Annotated in this window: 15 protein-coding genes and 1 pseudogene; 10 read left to right on the top strand and 6 right to left on the bottom strand. The window is 77.3% G+C overall.

What is annotated here, in order from left to right:
• Positions 1–49: 49 nt before the first annotated feature.
• The gene (locus ACU616_RS09450; RefSeq protein WP_446758214.1) at positions 50–733 is read right to left on the bottom strand and encodes a maleylpyruvate isomerase family mycothiol-dependent enzyme; all 684 of its coding nucleotides are present in this window, start codon (positions 731–733) and stop codon (positions 50–52) included.
• A 130-nt stretch (positions 734–863) separates the two neighbouring features.
• On the opposite strand from ACU616_RS09450, the gene ACU616_RS09445 reads away from it, so the two are divergent.
• The 4 genes and pseudogenes from ACU616_RS09445 (at position 864) to ACU616_RS09430 (ending at position 6,763) form a co-directional block, all read left to right on the top strand.
• Entirely contained in the window at positions 864–2,036 is a 1,173-nt protein-coding gene (locus ACU616_RS09445) for a DUF222 domain-containing protein (RefSeq protein WP_446758213.1), read from the top strand.
• A 36-nt stretch (positions 2,037–2,072) separates the two neighbouring features.
• A pseudogene (locus ACU616_RS09440) lies at positions 2,073–2,831 on the top strand (FAD-binding oxidoreductase); the annotation flags it as partial.
• Positions 2,771–3,232 carry an FAD-binding oxidoreductase gene (locus tag ACU616_RS09435; protein ID WP_446761463.1) on the top strand — a complete coding sequence of 154 codons (462 nt, stop codon included), beginning with the start codon at positions 2,771–2,773 and terminating at the stop codon, positions 3,230–3,232. The pseudogene ACU616_RS09440 and the gene ACU616_RS09435, both read left to right, overlap by 61 nt.
• Before the next feature lie 171 nt (positions 3,233–3,403).
• On the top strand, positions 3,404–6,763 hold the full coding sequence (locus tag ACU616_RS09430; RefSeq protein WP_446758212.1) for a BTAD domain-containing putative transcriptional regulator: 3,360 nt from the start codon (positions 3,404–3,406) through the stop codon (positions 6,761–6,763).
• 19 nt (positions 6,764–6,782) lie between these two features.
• Here the strand turns inward: ACU616_RS09430 and ACU616_RS09425 are convergent, their stop codons facing one another.
• Positions 6,783–7,550: an SDR family oxidoreductase gene (locus ACU616_RS09425; protein ID WP_446758211.1), complete on the bottom strand. Its 768-nt coding sequence runs from the start codon at positions 7,548–7,550 to the stop codon at positions 6,783–6,785.
• Between the two features lie 127 nt (positions 7,551–7,677).
• On the opposite strand from ACU616_RS09425, the gene ACU616_RS09420 reads away from it, so the two are divergent.
• Positions 7,678–8,898, top strand: coding sequence for an arginine deiminase (locus tag ACU616_RS09420; RefSeq protein ID WP_446758210.1), 1,221 nt, complete (start codon positions 7,678–7,680; stop codon positions 8,896–8,898).
• Positions 8,899–8,904: 6 nt separating this feature from the next.
• Here ACU616_RS09420 and ACU616_RS09415 read toward each other — a convergent pair whose 3' ends face one another.
• Positions 8,905–9,552, bottom strand: a complete 648-nt coding sequence (locus ACU616_RS09415) for a hypothetical protein (protein WP_446758209.1) — start codon at positions 9,550–9,552, stop codon at positions 8,905–8,907.
• A gap of 198 nt (positions 9,553–9,750) precedes the next feature.
• Positions 9,751–10,683, bottom strand: a complete 933-nt coding sequence (locus tag ACU616_RS09410; protein ID WP_446758208.1) for a DUF5926 family protein — start codon at positions 10,681–10,683, stop codon at positions 9,751–9,753.
• A 134-nt stretch (positions 10,684–10,817) separates the two neighbouring features.
• Here ACU616_RS09410 and ACU616_RS09405 point away from each other — a divergent pair, with 134 nt between their 5' ends.
• From ACU616_RS09405 to ACU616_RS09395, 3 genes are all read left to right on the top strand, one after another.
• Positions 10,818–12,014, top strand: a complete 1,197-nt coding sequence (locus ACU616_RS09405; RefSeq protein WP_446758207.1) for a cytochrome P450 — start codon at positions 10,818–10,820, stop codon at positions 12,012–12,014.
• Positions 12,015–12,108: 94 nt separating this feature from the next.
• Complete coding sequence (locus tag ACU616_RS09400) at positions 12,109–13,725, top strand: long-chain fatty acid--CoA ligase (RefSeq protein WP_446758206.1); 1,617 nt, start codon at positions 12,109–12,111, stop codon at positions 13,723–13,725.
• Between the two features lie 233 nt (positions 13,726–13,958).
• Positions 13,959–15,014: a glycoside hydrolase family 6 protein gene (locus tag ACU616_RS09395; RefSeq protein WP_446758205.1), complete on the top strand. Its 1,056-nt coding sequence runs from the start codon at positions 13,959–13,961 to the stop codon at positions 15,012–15,014.
• A 22-nt stretch (positions 15,015–15,036) separates the two neighbouring features.
• Here ACU616_RS09395 and ACU616_RS09390 read toward each other — a convergent pair whose 3' ends face one another.
• Entirely contained in the window at positions 15,037–15,366 is a 330-nt protein-coding gene (locus ACU616_RS09390) for a rhodanese-like domain-containing protein (protein WP_446761462.1), read from the bottom strand.
• 69 nt (positions 15,367–15,435) lie between these two features.
• Here ACU616_RS09390 and ACU616_RS09385 point away from each other — a divergent pair, with 69 nt between their 5' ends.
• The gene (locus ACU616_RS09385; RefSeq protein ID WP_446758204.1) at positions 15,436–15,951 is read left to right on the top strand and encodes a PH domain-containing protein; all 516 of its coding nucleotides are present in this window, start codon (positions 15,436–15,438) and stop codon (positions 15,949–15,951) included.
• The gene (locus ACU616_RS09380) at positions 15,948–17,483 is read left to right on the top strand and encodes a PH domain-containing protein (RefSeq protein WP_446758203.1); all 1,536 of its coding nucleotides are present in this window, start codon (positions 15,948–15,950) and stop codon (positions 17,481–17,483) included. Before ACU616_RS09385 ends, ACU616_RS09380 begins: the two co-directional genes overlap by 4 nt.
• 103 nt (positions 17,484–17,586) lie before the next feature.
• Here ACU616_RS09380 and ACU616_RS09375 read toward each other — a convergent pair whose 3' ends face one another.
• Complete coding sequence (locus tag ACU616_RS09375) at positions 17,587–18,240, bottom strand: response regulator (RefSeq protein ID WP_446758202.1); 654 nt, start codon at positions 18,238–18,240, stop codon at positions 17,587–17,589.
• Positions 18,241–18,249 lie beyond the last annotated feature (9 nt).

Genomic DNA, 18,249 nt, shown 5'->3' with positions numbered 1-18,249 from the left:
TCGCCCCGCGCTGGCGCCTCCGGCGTGCCGGGGTGGTGCGGATCGCCGGTCAGCCGTGCCGTCGGGACCCGGCCGGTGGGGCCGGTGCGATCCGGGCCCGGAGCACGTCGGCGCCCGGGCCGGTCAGGTCCTCCAGCGCGGCCGGCCGCCCGGAGACCGCCATGGCGAGCGCCTCGCTGGGACCGCGCACCTCGGCCCCGTCACCGTGCCGCCAGTCCTGGTCGGTGGCCGCCAGGCGCAGTCCGGCGATCCGGTGGCGGGGGACGAACCCCCTGCCGGCCGCGCGGGACACCAGGAAGTCGAGGGCGGGGCGCCAGCCGGCCGGCGGTGGGCCGACGTCGAGGCCCAGCGGACGGGCGGCGTCCCGCAGGTGGACGCACGTGTCGGTCATCGGCCCCAGCGGCCCGACCACCGGCGGCGCCAGGCGCGTGGCGGCGCGCTCGCGCAGGCCGGCGACGACCTCGCCGGTGGGCCGGGCCGCGGCCCGGCGGGTCGTGTCGTCGACCATCCGGTCCAGCGAGCCGCGGTGGCGCACCAGGGCGACGAGCAGCCCCAGCGTGCCGACCTGCGTCTCGAGGGGCTCGCACAGGTGGGCTGCGACCTCACGGACCGTCCACCCGGCGCACAGGCTGGGCGTGCGCCACTGCGCGGGCGTGAGGCCGGCGAACACCTCGGCCGCGAGCAGCCGGTTCTCGGTCGCGATCCGGTACACCACCTCGGGGTCCGTGCCCATGTCCCGACCCTAGGGGAGCAGGTCCGACGTCGGCCGGTGGGCGCGGGGACGTGATCCCTGCCGTCCACATCAAGGCGCTGACCTGCGGTTTCGCATGGACGAGAAGCTCCGGTCGCGGTAGTATTCGCACATGTGTTCGGACGGCCAGCTGAGCGGTGACGCGCTGGACGACGTCGCCACGCTGGTCGCCGAGCGCAACCGCCGCGACGCCCGGCTGACCCGGCTGGTGCGCGCCGCGGAGCTGTCCCAGGCGCCCGAGCGCGACGGGCTGCGGTCGATGGCCTCGTGGCTGCGCGGGCACTGCCGGCTGTCGGCGGCCGAGGCCGCCCGGCTGGTGCGCAACGGCCGCACCCTGGCCCACCTGCCGGCGCTGGCCGAGGCGCACGACGCCGGACTGGTCAGCGCCGAGCAGGTGGCCGCCGTGGCCCGCATCGTCACGCCCGAGCGGCTGGCCGCCGCCGCGGCCGCCGGAGTCGACCTGACCGTCCTGGACGCCGTGCTCACCGGGGTCGCCGTCGAGCAGCCCCACGCCGACTTCGTGACCGTGGTGCGGCACTACCTGGCCGACCTCGATCCCGACGGGCCCGAACCCGACCCCACCGAGGGGCGGCGGCTGACCCTGACCCGGCACGCTGACGGGTCGGTGACGATCCGCGCCGAGCTCGACCCGGTGGGCGGGGAGAAGGTGCAGGCCGCGCTGGAGTCGCACGTGCAGGCCGACCGCCCCGCCGGCGACGAGCGCTGCCGCGCCCAGCGGCTGGGGGATGCCTTCGTGCAGTGGGCCGACACGACCCTCGCGTCCGGCGCGCTGCCGGTGCTGCGCACCGTCAAGCCGCACGTGGCGGTCCTGATCGATGTGGAGGACCTGGCTGATCCCGCCACCGGTCCGGCCGCCGGCCGGATGGGGTTCGGCGCGATCATCTCCGCCGCCCGCGCCCGCTGGCTGGCCTGCGACGCCACCGTGTCCCGGGTCGTCATGGGCCCCGATGGGGCACCGCTGGACCTCGGGCGGGAGCAGCGCGTCGCCGACCGGTACCTGCGTCGCGCGGTGGAGCTGCGCGACGGGGGCTGCGTGTTCACCGGCTGCGACGCCCCCACGTGGTGGGCGGAGGTGCACCACCTGGTGCACTGGCTCGACGGCGGCGAGACCAACCTGGAGAACTCGGCGCTGCTGTGCGAGCGGCACCACGCCAAGGTCCACCACGGCTTCCGGGTCGAGCGACAACCGGACGGGCGATGGCGCACCTGGCGCCCCGACGGCACCGAGATCATGACCCGGGCCTCACTGGCTCCTGCTGCCTGACCTGCCCGGCTGCCCGCCGGCCCGGCCACGGCCGGGGTGCAGCACCGGCAGACTGTAGCGGTGTCCGAGCAGCCGGAACTGACCGTCCAGGGGTGGGGGCCGGGCAGCTCCCGCGTGGCCACCGTGACCGGGTCCGCGGGCGCCGAGGACGGCCGGCTGGAGCTCGCGCCCGACCCCGACCTGGCCACCGCACTGCCCGGGGCCGCCCGCCGCCACCTGGCCCGGGAGCTGGGCTGGACGCCGCGGTCCACGCCGCCGGTCGCCGTCGAGGAGATCCGGCTGGCGCCCAGCCGGCTGCCCGCCGACGTCCGCGCGGCGCTGGCCGGCCTGCTCGGCGAGGAGCACGTGCGCACCGACCGCGCGGCTCGGCTGCGCCGCACCGGCGGCAAGAGCTACCTCGACCTGCTCCGCCGCCGGGAGGGCGACGCCTCGGACGCGCCCGACGCGGTGGTGCTGCCCGGCACCACCGAGGAGACCGCCGCGCTGCTGCGGCTGTGCAGCGAGCACGACGTCGTCGTCGTCCCCTTCGGCGGCGGCACCAGCGTGGTCGGCGGGCTGTCCGGGATCGACCCCGACGACCGGCCCTCGGTGGCGGTCGACCTCGGCCGGATGACGGCGGTCGGCGACGTCGACGTCGCCTCCTCGCTGGTCACCGCCGGTCCGGGGCTGCGCGGCCCGGCCCTGGAGGAGGCGCTCGGCGAGCACGGCCTGACGCTGGGCCACCTGCCGCAGAGCTGGGAGTTCGCCACCCTCGGCGGCTACGCGGCCACCCGCTCGGCCGGCCAGGCCTCCACCGGCGTCGGCCGCTTCGCCGACCTGGTGGCCGGGCTGACCCTGGCCACGCCGTCCGGGGTGCTCGAGCTGGGCTCCCCGCCCGCGTCGGCCGCCGGGCCCGACCTGCTCGGGCTCGCGCTGGGCTCGGAGGGCGCGCTGGGCGTGATCACCGAGCTGCGGCTGCACTCGCCGACCGCGACGACGACCTGCCGCTGCAGCAGTGGCTCACCGCCAAGCGGGCGGCCACCGAGGCGCTGCTGGCCGCCGGCGGCACGCTCACCCACCACCACGCCGTCGGGGCCGACCACCGGCCGTGGCTGGAACGCGAGATCGGCCCGCTCGGCGTCGAGGTGCTGCGCGCGGTCAAGGACCGGCTGGACCCGCGCGGCGTCTGCAACCCCGGCGTCCTGCTGCCCGACTGAGCGCCCCGCGATGATCAGGGGACCTGATCGTGGAGCGTCCTCCCTCACCGTGGAACGTGAGGGAGGACGCTCGATGATCAGGGACCCTGATCCCGGCGGCCGGGGAGGGACCCGGTCGGGGCGCCGCCGGAGGGGTCCCGCGACGGCGCCGGGGATGTCAGGATCCGGCCCGTGCGGTACCGCGTCCTCGGACCCCTCGAGGTCACGGGTCTCGACGGCCGGCCCCTCGACGTCGGCGGCGCCAAACCCCGCGCGCTGCTGGCGCTGCTGCTGGCCGAGGCCGGCCGGGTGGTGCCGGTCGACCGCATCGTCAGCGCGCTGTGGGGCGAGGACCCGCCGCCCACGGTCACCGGCACCCTGCAGGCCTACGTCTCGCACCTGCGCCGCGTCCTCGAGCCCGAGCGCGGCCCGCGGCAGGCCGCCCGCGTGCTGCTCACCCGGGCGCCGGGCTACCTGGTGCAGGTCGAGACGACCGACCTCGACAGCCTGCGGTTCGCCGCGCTGGTGGCCGACGGCGAAGGCGCCCTCGACGCCGGTGACCCGGCCCGCGCGCTGCCCGTGCTCGACCGGGCGCTGGAGCTGTGGCGCGGCGAGCCGCTCCCCGAGCTCGGCGACGGGCCCGGTGCCGCCGAGCGCGTGCGGCTGACCGAGCTGCACGTGCTCGCCCGCGAGCGCCGCGCCGAGGCGCTGACCGGGGTGGGCCGCGCCGATGCCGCGGTGCCCGAGCTGCAGCGGCTGGTGGCCGAGCACCCGTTGCGTGAGCGGTTGTGGGCCCGGCTGGTCACCGCGCTCTACGCCGCCGACCGGCAGGCCGACGCCCTCGACGCGCTGCGCCGCTGCACCAGCCTGCTGCGCGACGAGCTCGGCATCGACCCCGGCCCGGAGCTGCGCGAGCTGGAGCGGGCGGTGCTGCGGCAGGACCCGGGCCTGTCCCGCCGCGCGCCGCGACCGGTGGTGGCGTCGCCGCCGTCCCCCGCCCCGCTCGCCGTCCCGGACGACGCGACGCTGGTCGGCCGCGGCGAGGAGCTGGCCCGGCTGCGCGCCCTCGCCGAGCAGGCCGCCGCCGGGCGGCCCGCCGTCGTCGTCCTGGGCGGGGAGGCCGGCATCGGCAAGACCCGGCTGGCCGAGGCGGTGGCCGCGATGGGCCGGGCCGCCGGCTGGTCGGTGGCCGAGGGCCGCTGCGCCGACGACGGCGGCGCCCCGCCGCTGTGGCCGTGGACCCAGGTGCTCGAGCAGCTCGGCCAGGACCCGGCCGCTCCCGCGGACGGCGGGGCCGACGCCGACGCCGCCCGCTTCCGGCTCTTCCAGGACCTGCGCGCCCGCCTGGTCGCCGCCACCGCGGCCCGGCCGGCGCTGGTGGTGCTCGAGGACCTGCAGGGCGCCGACACCACCTCGGTGCAGCTGCTGGGGCTGCTCGCCCGCCACCTGCCGCGGGTGCCCCTGCTGGTCCTCGTCACGGTGCGCAGCGTCGGGGAGGACCTGCCCGCGGCGGTCGCCGACGGCCTGGCCCGGCTGGCCCGCGAGCCCGCCGTCACCACGCTGGTGCTCGACGGGCTGGCCGCCGGCGACGTCGCCCGGCTGCTCACCGCGCAGGGGGCGCCCCCGGCGCTGGCCGACGCCGTGCACGACCGCACCGCCGGCAACCCGTTCTTCGTCGTCGAGCTGTCGCGGTGGGTGCGCGGCGGCGGCGACCCGGACCGGGTCGCGGTGCCGCCGTCGGTGGGCGAGGTGCTGCGCACCCGGCTGGCCCGCCTGCCCGAGAGCACCCGCCCGGTGCTGGAGCTGGCCGCCCTCGCCGGACGTGAGGTCACCCTCGACCTGCTCGAGGCGGCCGGGGAGCCGGCCGAGACGGCGCTCGGCGCGCTGGACGCCGCGGTCGCCGCCGGGCTGCTCACCCCGGGCGGCGCGCCGTGGAGCTGGCGGTTCTGCCACGCGCTGGTGCAGGAGGTGCTGACCGGCGACCTGCCGGCGCTGCGGCGGGCGCGGCTGCACGCCCGGCTGGCCGCCGCTCTGGAGCAGCGCGCCCCCGGCGGCCGTGCCGACGACGCCCTGGTCGAGCGGCTGGCCCACCACGCGGTGGCGGCCGCGCCGGTGACCGGGCCGGGGCCCGCGCTGCGGTGGTCGCGGGCGGCGGCCGAGGTGGCCCGCGCGCGACTGGCCGACGGCGAGGCGGCCGCGCACACCCGGCGGGCGCTGCGGCTGGTCGACCCGGCGCTGCCCGGCGCGGCCCGCACGCGGCACGACCTGCTCACCGCGCTGGGCAACGACCTGCTGCGCAGCGGGCAGCGCACCGAGGCCCAGGAGGTGGTGGCCGAGGCGATCGCCGTGGCCCGCGAGCTCGGCGACCGCCGCTGCGTGCTGGAGGCGGCCGCCGTCTGGGGGTCGGAGACGCTGGAGAACTGGCGGCCGCACGGCGTCGTCGACACCGGGATGGTGGCGCTGCTGGAGGACCTGCTCGCCCACGACGACGAGATCGCCCCGGACGACGCCGAGCGGGACCGGCTCACCGCGCGGCTGCTCGGCACCCTGGGGGTGGAGCTGGCGTTCAGCGAGGACCTGCGGCGCGGCGTCCGGTACGCCGAGCGGGCGGTGGCGCTGGCGCGGCGCGTCGGCGACCCGGAGCTGCTGGGCCGGGTGCTGAACAACTACGCGCTGGCGGTGTGGGGCCGCCCGGGTGCGGCGGAGCAGCGGCTGGCCGCCACCGACGAGGCACTCGCCCTGGCCGGCCGGGGGCTGCCCCGGCGCACCGAGTTCTACGCCCGGCTGCACCGGGCGGCGATCCGGCTGCACCTCACCGACCGGGCCGGGTTCGAGGCCGACCTGGAGGCCGGACGGCGGCTGGCGTCCGCGCTGTCGGGGCCGGAGGTGCGCCCGCACGTGCTGTGGCAGCAGGCCGGCGCGGCCTGGCTGACCGGGGACGCCGCGCGCGCCGAGGAGCTGACCACCGAGGCGCACGAGCTCTACCGGCGGGTGACCCCGCACGCGCGGCACGCCTTCGCCGCCCACCTGTTCGCGCTGCGGCGCGCCGACGGCCGGCTGCCCGAGGCGGTCGACCTGCTCGTCGAGACCGGCGACGAGGGCAACCCGCTGCTGCAGCTCATGGCCGTGCTCGCCGCGGCGGAGTCCGGCGACCCGGCCGAGGCCCGCCGGCTGCGCGCCCGCTGGGGGCGCACCGTCATCCGCGACTGGGCCAGCGACGTCGCGGTGCTGCTGCAGGCCGAGACCGCGCTGCACCTCGGCGACGAGGCGGAGGTCACCACGGCCACGGTGGGGCTGCTGCCCTTCCGCGGCCGGCAGGCGGTCCTCGGGACGCCGGCGTTCAGCCTGGGTGCCTACGACGAGCTGCTGGGCCGCATCGCCGAGCACACCGGCGACACCGTGGCCGCGCGCGACTGGTGGACGGCGGCCCGCGAGCAGGGCCGCCGGGTCGGTTCACCGCGCCAGGTGGCGCTCGCCGAGGCGCACCTCGCGCGGGTGCCGGCCGGGACGGCGCAGCGCCCGACCCGCCGCCGTCCGGCCCGCACGGCCTGACCGGGCCGCTGCCCCGTCGTCAGAGGGTCGTGGCGCGCCCGCCGTCGACCGGGATGACCGCGCCGGTGACGTAGGCGCCGGCCCGGCTGGCCAGGTAGACGACGACGCCGGCCATGTCGTCGGGGCGGCCGATGCGGCCCAGCGGCGAGCTGGCGGCGATCTCGTCGCCGCGCGCGGCCAGCGTGGCGGCCATCATCTTGGACTCGAACGGCCCCGGGGCGACGGCGTTGACGGTGATCCGCCTGGGCCCGAGCTCCTTGGCCAGGTGGCGGGTGAGCTGGTGCACCGCGGCCTTGCTCGAGGAGTAGGAGTAGGTGGGCAGCTGCGGCACGTGCAGGCCGTCGATGCTGCCCACGTTGACCACCCGCGCCGGGTCGTCGTCGCCGGCCGCCGCCTCCAGCAGCGGGAGCATCGCGCGGGTGAGGAAGAAGGGCGCCTTGACGTTGAGGTCGAGCACCTTGTCCCACGCCGAGGCCGGGAAGGTCTCGAACGGCTCCCCCCAGGTGGCGCCGGCGTTGTTGACCAGCACGTGCACCCGCTCCTCGCGCCGGCCCACCTCCTCGGCCAGCCGCACGCACTCGGCCTCGGTGCTGACGTCGGCGGGGATCGACGCCACGCGGCCGAACGACGACAGCTCGGCGGCGGCCTGCTCACCGGCGTCGGCCTTGCGCGAGGAGACGTAGACCGAGGCCCCCGCCTGCAGCAGGCCGCGGGCCATCATCAGGCCGATGCCGCGGGTGCCGCCGGTGACGACGGCGACCTTGCCGGTGAGGTCGAACAGGTCCACGCGGGGCCTCCAGGAGCGTCGTGGGGACGGCGGGCTACTCGGCCGGCCCCGGTCCCGGACGATAGCCAGGCCCGATCGGGTGGTCCCGACCGGCAGCGGACAGCCCGCTGTGCCAGCCTCCGGTGGCATGGACCCCCGGCCCCTCGGCGCGACCAGCGAGGTCGGGCGGCTGCGGACGGTCCTCCTGCACCGCCCGGGTGCGGAGCTGCGCCGGCTCACCCCGCGCAACAACGACCAGCTGCTCTTCGACGGCGTGCCGTGGGTGGCCCGCGCGCAGGAGGAGCACGACGCGTTCGCCGCCGAGCTGACCGGCCGCGGCGTCGAGGTGCTCTACCTCGACGCGCTGCTCACCGAGGTCCTCACCCGGCCCGAGGCGCGCGAGGAGCTGGTGGCCGCCGCCGTCGACGACCCGCGGCTGGGCGCCACCCTGCAGCGCGCCGCGGTGACGCACCTGTCCGGGCTGGCACCGCGCGACCTCGCCACCACGCTCATGGCCGGCCTGGCGCACGACGAGCTGCGCGGCGGGCGCGGGCTGGCCTACCGGCTCATGGGCCGCGGCGACTTCGTCGTCCCGCCGCTGCCCAACCTGCTGTTCACCCGCGACTCCTCGGTGTGGGTGGGCGACCAGGTGGCGATCACGTCGCTGGCCATGCCCGCGCGGCACCGGGAGAGCACGATCACCCGGGCCGTGGCCACCCACCACCCGCGCTTCGCCGGCACCGGCCAGCTCTACGACGCCTCGCTCGAGCACCTGGAGGGTGGCGACGTCCTGCTGCTCGCTCCCGGCGTGCTGGCCGTGGGGGTCGGCGAGCGGACGACGCCGGGTGGCGCCGAGCGGCTGGCCCGCCGGGTGTTCGCCCGGGGCCTGGCGCACACGGTGCTCGTCGTCCCGATCGCGCAGGAGCGGGCGACCATGCACCTGGACACGATCGCCACGATGGTCGACGCCGACGCCATGGTCATGTACCCGGCGGTCGCGGACTCCCTGGTCGCCTGGACGGTCACCGCCGGCGACGAGCTCCCGGACGACGCCGACACCGTCGAGCTCGCCGTCTCCGGGCCGCAGCCGTTCCTCGTCGCCGCAGCCGCCGCGATGGGCATCGACCGGCTGCGGGTGATCGACACCGGCCTGGACCCGGTGACCGCGGAGCGCGAGCAGTGGGACGACGGCAACAACACCCTGGCGCTGGCCCCGCGGCTGGCCGTGGCCTACGAGCGCAACACCGTCACCAACGCCGCGCTCGAGGTGGCCGGCATCGAGGTGGTGCGGATCCCGGGGTCGGAGCTCGGCAGCGGCCGGGGCGGCCCGCGGTGCATGTCCTGCCCGGTGTGGCGCGACCCGCTCTGATCCCGGTCACCGCGCCAGGAGGACCGTCGCGCCGCCCAGCGCGGCGAGGACGGCCAGGCGCAGCAGCCAGCGCGCCGCCGTGAGCCACCCGCCGGGCAGGGGCGGGCGCACGGTCAGCCCGGGCGGCGGCGGGCCGACCACCGGGCCGAGCCGGCGCAGCGTCGTGGCCACGTTCGCGCGCTCGGACTCCAGCTTCTCCGTGTACGCCGCCAGCGCCGCGAACAGGTAGACGGGGAGCAGGACCAGCGCGACCAGCCCGCTGATCGGGTCGTCGCCGGAGGTGGTGACGTCGTTGCTGCCGCCGCCGGTGTCGGCGGTCGACCGCCCGGTGAAGCGGAACAGCCGCTCGCGGTGCCACAGGTGCAGGCCGCGGCCACCCCGGGACGGCGCGAGGCTGTGGAACTCGGCCAGCGGCGCCGCGACCACCAGCCGCTCACCGCCCAGCCGGCCGGTGCGGACGACGGCCAGCCGGCCGCCCGACACCTGCAGGCGCACGCGGCGGCGGCCGATGCCCAGCGGGGTGAACCGCCGGGCCCAGCTCAGCGGCGGCGCGCCCGCCTCCGGACTGTCGTGGGGCGGCCGTCGCTCGCCGCGCCGCCGTCCCCGCCGTCCCTGCCGCTCCTGCGGCGACTTGCTGATCTCCACCGTCGACACGGCCGGGGAAGGTACGGCGCCGGCCGCCCGTGTGGGGACCTCCGGAGCGCCGTCGTGCTCTGCCCACCACCGTGGGCAGAGCACGAGGACCGGCCGGACAGGTGTCCCGTGCTCCTCGAGCTCTGCCCACAGTCGTGGGCAGAGCTCGAGGAGCGACGGGGAGGAGTCCGCCGGCCCGCGGGGCAGGCGGGCCCGGCCTCAGCGCAGCGTGACCTGGCGGGAGAGCAGGCCGGCGCGGGCGCGGCGCTCGTCGGCGCTCAGCGGGCCGGTCACCGCCAGCGCCTGCTCGAGCCTGGCGCCGAACTCGGTGGCCGGGCCGGTCCACTCGGCGGCGGGGGTGTCGGCGGGCAGGTCCCACACGGGCACGACCAGCCCGTGGGCACGGAAGGCCCCGGCGTACCGGGTGCCCTCCCCGAGCAGCAGCTGCTCGGACGCCGCGAGCCGGGCCAGCGCGTCGAGCAGCGGCTCCTCGGCCTCCGGGCGCACCCAGCGCAGGTGCGCCCGCTCGTGGCCGGGCCGCACCCAGTAGGCCGCTCCGAGCCCCTCGAGCCGCTCGGTGGGCAGCACCGCCTCGTTGGCCCGCTCCAGCCCCGCCCGGGCGGCCGCACCGGCGTCGGTGCCCTCCAGCCAGAACCCGAAGTCCTCGTGCACGGTCACCTCGAGCGGCGCCGAGAGGTCGAGCAGCTCCTGCAGCCGCGGCCCGGCCGAGCCGGCGGCGCCGATCGGGCCGGGGTCCACCGGCGCGCCCGCCGGGGACTCCAGCGCCGCGGCCAGCGCGGTGCCGATGTCGCGGCTGACGTCGTCGGACGAGGTCTGCAGCTGGACGCCGAGCAGGATCTCGCCGTTGCTGCGCACGAGGGCAGGAGCGCCCCCGGGCAGCACGCTGGCCAGCGTCACCTCCCGGCCGTCCGCCGTCCGCAGCGGCGCGGTCGCGGCGGGCACCAGCTCGCGCAGCGCCACCCAGTCCGGCTCGCCCGGCAGGCCCTCGAACGGGCGGGTGACCGGAGGCGCGTAGCCCGAGCCGTGGCAGTGCTTGTACCGGCGGCCCGAGCCGCACGGGCAGGGGGCCTTGGGGTTGGTCCCGCCGTCGGCGGCGGACGCAGGGCGGCGGCGGGTCGCGGTTCGGGCCATGGGCCCAAGGCTAAGCGGCCCCGCGCAGCCTCCCGCCGCGAGCACGCAAGGCGCTGGAACGGCCCCCGTGCAGGGGCCCACCGCGAGCCTGCGAGCGGTGGGGGGCACGGGGGTCCTGTAACTAGGATGCCGCCGTGGGACCGCTCGACCTCACCGACCCGGCCGTCGTCGCCGACCCCTACCCGGCCTTCGCCGCCGCGCGCCGGGTCGCCCCGGTGCAGTGGCACGAGGGCCTGGGCCTGTGGCTGGCGTTCACCCACGCGGAGAGCAACGCCGTCCTGCGCGACCGGCGGCTGGGGCGGATCTGGCGGGACCGGGAGCCCGCCGAGCGGTTTGACGCGTTCAACCTGGTCCACCGCAACGCGCTGCTGGAGATGGAGCCGCCCGACCACACCCGGCTGCGCCGGCTGGTGAGCGCCGCCTTCGCCCGCGGGCACGTCGAGCGGCTGCGGCCCTGGGTGGAGGGCTACGCGCGGGAGCTGGCCGACGGCCTGGTCGAGCGCTCCGGCGGCACCGAACAGGTCGACGTCCTGTCCGGGATGGCCGAGCAGCTGCCGGTGGGCGTCATCGCCGAGCTGCTGGGCGTGCCGGAGGCCGACCGGCCACTGCTGCGGCCGTGGTCCAACGCGATCGTGAAGATGTACGAGTACGGCCGGACGGCGGAGGTCGAGGACGCCGCCGAGCGCGCGGCCGCCGAGTTCGTCGCCCACCTGCGCGCGCTGGCCGCCGAGCGCCGGCGGGCCCCCGGCGAGGATCTGCTCTCCCACCTCGTGCAGGTGCGCGACGCCGAGGGCGACCGGCTGACCGAGGACGAGCTGGTCACCACCTGCGTCCTGCTGCTCAACGCCGGGCACGAGGCGACGGTCAACGTCAGCGGCAACGGCCTGCTGGCGCTGCTGGAGCACCCCGACCAGCTGGCCCGCCTCCGCGCGGACCCGGGACTGCTGCCGACCGCGGTCGAGGAGCTGATGCGCTTCGACTCCCCGCTGCAGCTGTTCGAGCGCACGGCCACCGCCGACGTCGAGGTGGGCGGCGTGACCGTGCGCGAGGGGCAGAAGGTGGCCGCCCTGCTCGGCAGCGCCAACCGCGACCCCGCCGTGTTCGCCGACCCCGACACCCTCGACGTCGGCCGGGCCGAGAACCCGCACATCTCGTTCGGGGCGGGCGTGCACTTCTGCATCGGCGCACCGCTGGCCCGCGTCGAGCTGCAGGCCTCCTTCACCGCGCTGCTGCGGTGCGCGTCGTCGATCGAGCTCGCCCGCCCGGCGCGGCGCCGTCCGGAGTTCGTCATCCGCGGCCTGGCCGAGCTGCCCGTCGTCCTGACCCGGTAGCGGCCGTCACCCGACAGCCGGCCGCCGCCTCGCAGGTGCCGGAGCGGCGCGCTCCCCGGTGGAGGGTGACCACGGTCACTGGCACGATGCGGCCATGCGCGGGTTGATGCAGGACGTCCCCCTCACCATCGACACGATCTTCCGGCACGCCGAGCAGCACCACGGCCACGTCCCGATCGTCACCGACGGCCCGGCCGGCCGGAGCAGGTCCACCTACGCCGAGTGGGCCGAGCGGACCCGGCGGCTCGGCGGCGTCTTCGACACCCTCGGGATCTCCGCCGACGGCCGGATCGGCACCTTCGGGTGGAACAGCCAGCGGCACCTGGAGCTGTACTTCGCCGGCCCCTGCACCGGCCGCGTGGTGCACACGCTCAACATCCGGCTGTTCCCCGAGCAGCTGACCTACATCGCCAACCACGCCGAGGACGAGGTCGTCTTCGTCGACCGCACGGTCCTGCACCTGCTGTGGCCGCTGATCGACACGATGAAGACCGTCCAGCACGTCGTCGTGATGGACGACGGTGGCGACACCGAGATCCCCGACGACCCGCGGGTCCTCGACTACGAGACGCTGCTGGCCGACGCGCAGCCGGTCGACTTCCACGTCACCGACGAGGGCTCGGCGGCCTACATGTGCTACACGAGCGGCACGACCGGCAACCCCAAGGGCGTCGTGTACTCCCACCGCTCGACCTACCTGCACACGATGGGCGTGATGTCGCCCAACGCGTTCGGGCTCAGCGTCCGGGACGCCGCGATGCCGGTCGTGCCGATGTTCCACGCCAACGCCTGGGGTCTCGCGCACGCCGGCCCGGCCTCCGGCGCGGCCATGATCATGCCCGCCTCGATGATGCAGCCCAAGGCGCTCGCCGACCTGATCGTCGAGGAGGGCGTCACCTTCACCGCCGGCGTCCCCACCATCTGGCAGGGGGTGCTGCCGCACCTGGCCGGCCGGCCGCACAAGCTGCGCGAGATCGGCTGCGGTGGCTCGGCGGTGCCCAAGGCGCTGTCGGAGGCCTACCGGGAGCAGGTCGGGCTGCCGATCCTGCAGGCCTGGGGCATGACCGAGACCCACCCGGTGGCCTCCTCCGGCGTCCTGTCCCGCGCCTTCGACGACGCCGACGACGAGACCAAGGCCGCCTGGCGGGCCCGGGCCGGCATCCCGTTCCTCGGCGTGGAGGCCCGCATCGTCGACGCCGACACCCTCGAGCCGCAGCCCTGGGACGACAAGGCCACTGGCGAGCTGCAGGTGCGCGGCCCGTGGTGCGCCGCGGCGTACTACAACCCCGACGCGGGGGTGGAGCTGACGACGCCGGACGGCTGGATGAAGACCGGCGATGTCGCCGCGATGTCCCCCGACGGCAACATCCGGATCGCCGACCGCACCAAGGACCTGATCAAGTCCGGCGGTGAGTGGATCTCCTCGGTCGACCTGGAGAACGCGATCATGAGCCACCCGGCGGTGAAGGAGGCCGCCGTCGTGGGCATCCCGCACCCCAAGTGGGACGAGCGCCCGCTCGCGTGCGTCGTGCTCAAGGAGGGCCAGACGGCGACACAGGAGGACATCCTCGAGCACCTGCGCCCGCTGGTGGCCAAGTGGTGGATGCCCGACGCGGTCGAGTTCATCGACGAGGTGCCCAAGACCAGCGTCGGCAAGTTCTCCAAGAAGGACCTGCGCGACCGCTTCGCGGACTACGCGCCGTCGAGCTGAGCACCGGCGGTCGTCCCCGCGGACGGGTCCGGTGCCCGCCCGCGGGGACGACACGCGCGCTCCCCTGAGGGAGCCCTGACCGACTGCACACACTCGGCTACGTTTCGTGCATGGCATCCGCCCTGCCCGGTGAGCGACCCGGCCGACCGGCCGGTCCGCCGTGCGGGCACGGGTCCCGGCGCCGCGCTCCGGTCCGCCACCGGACCGGCCGGCGGTGGCTGTGGACCTCCGGCGTGGCCGCCGCGGTGCTCGGCGCCGGGCTGGTCGCCCCGTCCGTGGCCGCCCCCGACGCGTCCGCCACCGGACCGGGCTCCGCACAGGTCCTGACCGAGGAGGCCGCGGCCAGCGCGGCGCTGCCGGTGCGGTCCCGCCGGCCGGCGCCCACCACACCAGCCACCCCGACGACAGCCACCCCGACGACAGCCACCCCGGCGACGGACAGCCCGCTCGCGGGGGACACCTTCTACGGCGTCAACACCGGCGCCGCGGAGGCCGCGGTGCAGCCGGGCACCAGCCCGGAGGACGCCGCCCTGCTGCAGGAGCTGGCCGGTGTGCCCACCGCCACCTGGCTGGGGTCCTGGAGCGGCGACGTCACCGCGACGGTGCGCCGGGTCGTCGCCGAGGCCCGCGCGGGCGGCCACGTGCCGGTCCTCGTCGCGTACGACATCCCGGACCGTGACTGCGGCTGGTACTCCGCCGGCGGCGCCGGCTCCGCCGCCGAGTACGCCCGGTGGGTGCAGGGCATCGCCGACGGCATCGGCACCGCCGAGGTGGTCGTGGTCGTCGAGCCCGACGCGCTCGCCATGCTCTGCAGCGACCCGGCCGGGCGGACGGCGATGCTGCGCTCCGCCGTCGAGACGCTCGAGCGCAACCCCGGGACGCACACGTACCTCGACGCGGGCAACCCCACCTGGATCGACGCTGCCACGATGGCCGAGCGGCTGCGCGCGGCCGGCGCGACCGGAGCGGACGGGTTCGCGCTCAACGTCTCGAACACCCAGACGACGGCGAGCAACGTGACCTACGGCCAGCAGCTGTCGTCCCTGCTGGGCGGCGTCCACTTCGTCGTCGACACCAGCCGCAACGGCAACGGCCCGGGCAGCGACTGGTGCAACCCGCCCGGCCGCGCCGTCGGGCAGCGCCCCACGGGCTCGACCGGGCAGCCGCGGGTCGACGCCTACCTCTGGGTGAAGCGGCCCGGCGAGTCCGACGGCCCGTGCAACGGCGGCCCGGCGGCCGGGACGTTCTGGCCCGCCCACGCGGTGGAGCTCATGCGCGCGGCGGCGTAGCGGTCACCCCGCCACCGGAGCGTCAGACGACGGTCGGGGGCGCGCCGGTCTCGCTCACCAGCGGCCGGCCGGCCGCCTCCCACTCCCCCATCCCGCCGCCGACGTTCACCGCGTCGTAGCCGTTCTGGTTGAGCCAGGCGGTCACCCGCGCCGAGCGGCCGCCGCTGCGGCAGACGACGTAGACCGGGTCGCCGTCCGGGACGTCGTCGAGGCGGGCCGGCACGTCGCCCATCGGGATGTGAGTGGCGCCGTCGGCGTGGCCGGCGACCCACTCCCCGTCCTCGCGGACGTCGAGGAGCACGGCGTCCTCGGGCACCTCGGCGGCGGGCACGGTCGGGACCTGCTGCGGCATCACGCACCCCATCCTCGCAGCCCCGCACGTCCGCGCCACCCCCTGCACGGCCTGGGAGGATGGGCGGTGATGTCCGCTCCTGCTGCACCTCCGGTCCGCGAGCCGGCCTGGTCGGTGTCCCGCTCGGCCATCTGGCTGTGGGTCACCGAGGGCGTGGTCGGCACGCTGGCCTACGGCGCGCTCGTGGCGGTCGTGGTGCTGGCCGTGCCGGCGTGGGTCGGCGGCCCGGTGCCGGTGCTGCGGTGGCTGCTGCCCGTGCTGCTCACCGTCTACGCGGTGCTGGCCATCGGCGTCCGGCCGTGGGTGCGCTACCGGGTGCACCGCTGGGAGGTCACCGCCGAGACGGTGCACGCCCTCACCGGCTGGCTGACCCGCACGTGGACGCTGGTGCCGGTCGCGCGGATCCAGACCGTCGACGTCACCCGCGGCGTCCTGCAGCAGCTCTACGGCCTGGCCAGCGTCGCGGTGCTCACCGCCTCCTCGCAGGGCACCGTCCGGGTGCCGCACCTGGAGGTCGCCGTCGCCGAGCGGGTGGCCGACGACCTCGCCCGCCGGGCCGAGCAGGTCCGCGACGAGGCCACGTGACCGCCCCCGGAGCCCCGCCGCCGGCCGTCCCGGCGCCGGCGCCCGTGGGCGCGCCGCCGTCCGCGCCCCGCCGCAGCTCCCCCCGCATCGTGCTCGTGCACACCGTGACCTTCCGGCAGGCGCGGCAGGTGGTGCCCGCGGCCATCCCGGTCGTCGCCGCGGTCGGGCCCGACGGTCCCGGGGTGGCCGTGGCCCTCGTCGTCGTGGTGACGGCGCTGTCGCTGCTGTTCGCCGCGCTGTCGTGGTGGCGCACCACCTACGCCGACACCCCGGCGGCGGTCGTGGTCAACCGCGGCCTGCTCGCCCGCTCGGTGCGGACGGTGCCCAACGACCGCATCCGCGGCGTCGAGGTCGAGGCCCCGGCGCTGCACCGGCTCTTCGGCCTGGTCCGCGTGCGCGTCGACGCCGCCGCCGGGTCGATCACCGGCGGCGACGAGGAGGTCGTCGTCGACGGCGTCCCGCGCGCCGAGGGCGACCGGCTGCGGGCCTCCGTCCTCACCCACCGCCGGACGGCGGGCGGCCCGGACCTGCTCGCCCCGCCGCTGCCGCAGGAGACCCCGGCCGAGGTGGAGCTGGCCCGGTTCCGGCCGCGCTGGCTGCTCTACGCGCCCCTGGTGGCCGGCTACCTCGCGGTGCCGCTGGCCGGGGTCGGCGCGCTGTCCCGGCTGCTGCAGGAGCTGCCCCGCGAGCTGCGCCCGGACCTGACCGGCCCCGACCTCAGCGACGCGCGCGTCCTGGCCGTCAGCGTCGTCGTCGCGCTGCTGCTGCTCGCCCTCGGCGCGGTGCTCGGCGCCGCGGTGGTCAACTGGGGCTTCCGGCTGGTGCGCCGCGGCGGCTCGCTGGTCGCCGTCCGCGGGCTGGTCACCCACCGGCACACCGAGCTCGAGGTCGACCGCGTCCGCGGCGGGACGCTGGTGGAGGGCCTGGGCATGCGCCTGGTGCGCGCCGCCCGCGTCAACGCGCTGGTCACCGGCCTGGGGGCGGCGAACCGGCGGGGGCAGCTCCTACCGCTGGGGCCGCGGACGGAGGCCGTCCGGCTGCTGCGCGTGCTGGCCGAGGACCCGGGCCCGCTGGTGGCGCACCCCCCGGCCGCCCGCCGCCGGCAGCTCGTCCGCGCCGTGGGCTCCGGCGTGCTGGTGACGGCGGCCGGGGCGGCGCTCACCGCGGCCACCGGCTGGTGGGGGTTGCTGGCCGCGGGGATCGCCCTCACCGTCCTGGGCGTGCCGGTGGGGCTCGGGCGCTACGCGGCGCTCGGCCACGCCGTCGGCCCGCGGTCGTTCAGCGTGCGCAGCGGGCTGCTGGTGCGCGAGCAGGCGGTGCTGCAGCGGCGCGCCGTCGTCGGCTGGCAGGTCCGGCAGAGCGTCGTCCAGCGGCGGGCGGGGCTGGCCACCGTCGTCGCCTGCGTCGGCGCCGGAACCGGCGGCTACGCGGCGGTGGACGTGGCGGCGGCCGACGTCGGGCCGTTCACCGAGGCGGCGTCGGGTCCGTGGGCCACCGCGCCCGGCGGCGGGGGGCCGGTCCCGGCCGGCTGACCGGCGCTGGCCCCTGGGGGCCAGTTCAGCGGAACCGGGGCGTGTCGATCTCCCGGCCGGGTAGCTGCCCGCGATGACGACCGCTCCGCGGCACGTCCGCCGCTCAGCCGGGTCCGCCGGTGCCCTTCCCCAGACCGGCGCGTCCGGCGAGCGCCGCCGCCTCGACGCGGGTGGCCACCCCGAGCGTGCGCAGCAGCGCGGCCACCAGCCGCTTGGCGGTGCGCTCGGACACGTGCAGCGTCGTGGCGATGTCGACGGTGCTCGTGCCGTCGGCCACGAGCCGCCACAGCCGCCGTTCGTCGCTGGTCAGGCGGTCGGCGAGGCTCTGCTCGCCGGCCGGGGCGGCCTCCTCCAGCAGCTGGCGCAGCAGCGACTCCGGCACCACCGACCAGCCGTCGAGCACCGCCAGCAGGGGCCGGACCAGCGTCTCGGGATCGGCGGTCTTGGGCAGGAAGCCGGCCGCCCCGGCCCGCAGCGCCTCGAGCGCGGCGTCGGCCTCGGCCAGCCCGGAGAGGGCCACGACCCGCACCATCGGGTCGGCCCGGCGGATCGCCGCGATCGCCCGCACGCCGCCCGGCGGCGGCATGTGCAGATCGACGACGGCGACGTCGGCGTGGTGCCGGCGCACCAGCGCGGCCGCCGCCGAGGCGTCGTCGGTGGTGGCGACGACGCGCACCCGGCCCTCGCTCACCCCCGGCAGCAGCAGGGACAGCCCCCGGCTGAACAGGGGGTGGTCGTCGACGACGACCACGTCCACGTGGCTCTG

Source organism: Geodermatophilus sp. URMC 62, from assembly GCF_052931475.1.
Note: the sequence above shows the minus strand (reverse complement) of the source record. Positions and strands in the feature narration are given on the sequence as shown.

Excerpts from the sequence above, each read along its gene's own strand:
- ACU616_RS09450 (WP_446758214.1), bottom strand. The coding sequence starts at position 733 with ATGGGCACGGACCCCGAGGTGGTGTACCGGATCGCGACCGAGAACCGG.
- ACU616_RS09445 (WP_446758213.1), top strand. The coding sequence starts at position 864 with ATGTGTTCGGACGGCCAGCTGAGCGGTGACGCGCTGGACGACGTCGCC.
- ACU616_RS09420 (WP_446758210.1), top strand. The coding sequence starts at position 7,678 with ATGGACCCCCGGCCCCTCGGCGCGACCAGCGAGGTCGGGCGGCTGCGG.
- ACU616_RS09410 (WP_446758208.1), bottom strand. The coding sequence starts at position 10,683 with ATGGCCCGAACCGCGACCCGCCGCCGCCCTGCGTCCGCCGCCGACGGC.
- ACU616_RS09400 (WP_446758206.1), top strand. The coding sequence starts at position 12,109 with ATGCGCGGGTTGATGCAGGACGTCCCCCTCACCATCGACACGATCTTC.
- ACU616_RS09390 (WP_446761462.1), bottom strand. The coding sequence starts at position 15,366 with ATGCCGCAGCAGGTCCCGACCGTGCCCGCCGCCGAGGTGCCCGAGGAC.
- ACU616_RS09385 (WP_446758204.1), top strand. The coding sequence starts at position 15,436 with ATGTCCGCTCCTGCTGCACCTCCGGTCCGCGAGCCGGCCTGGTCGGTG.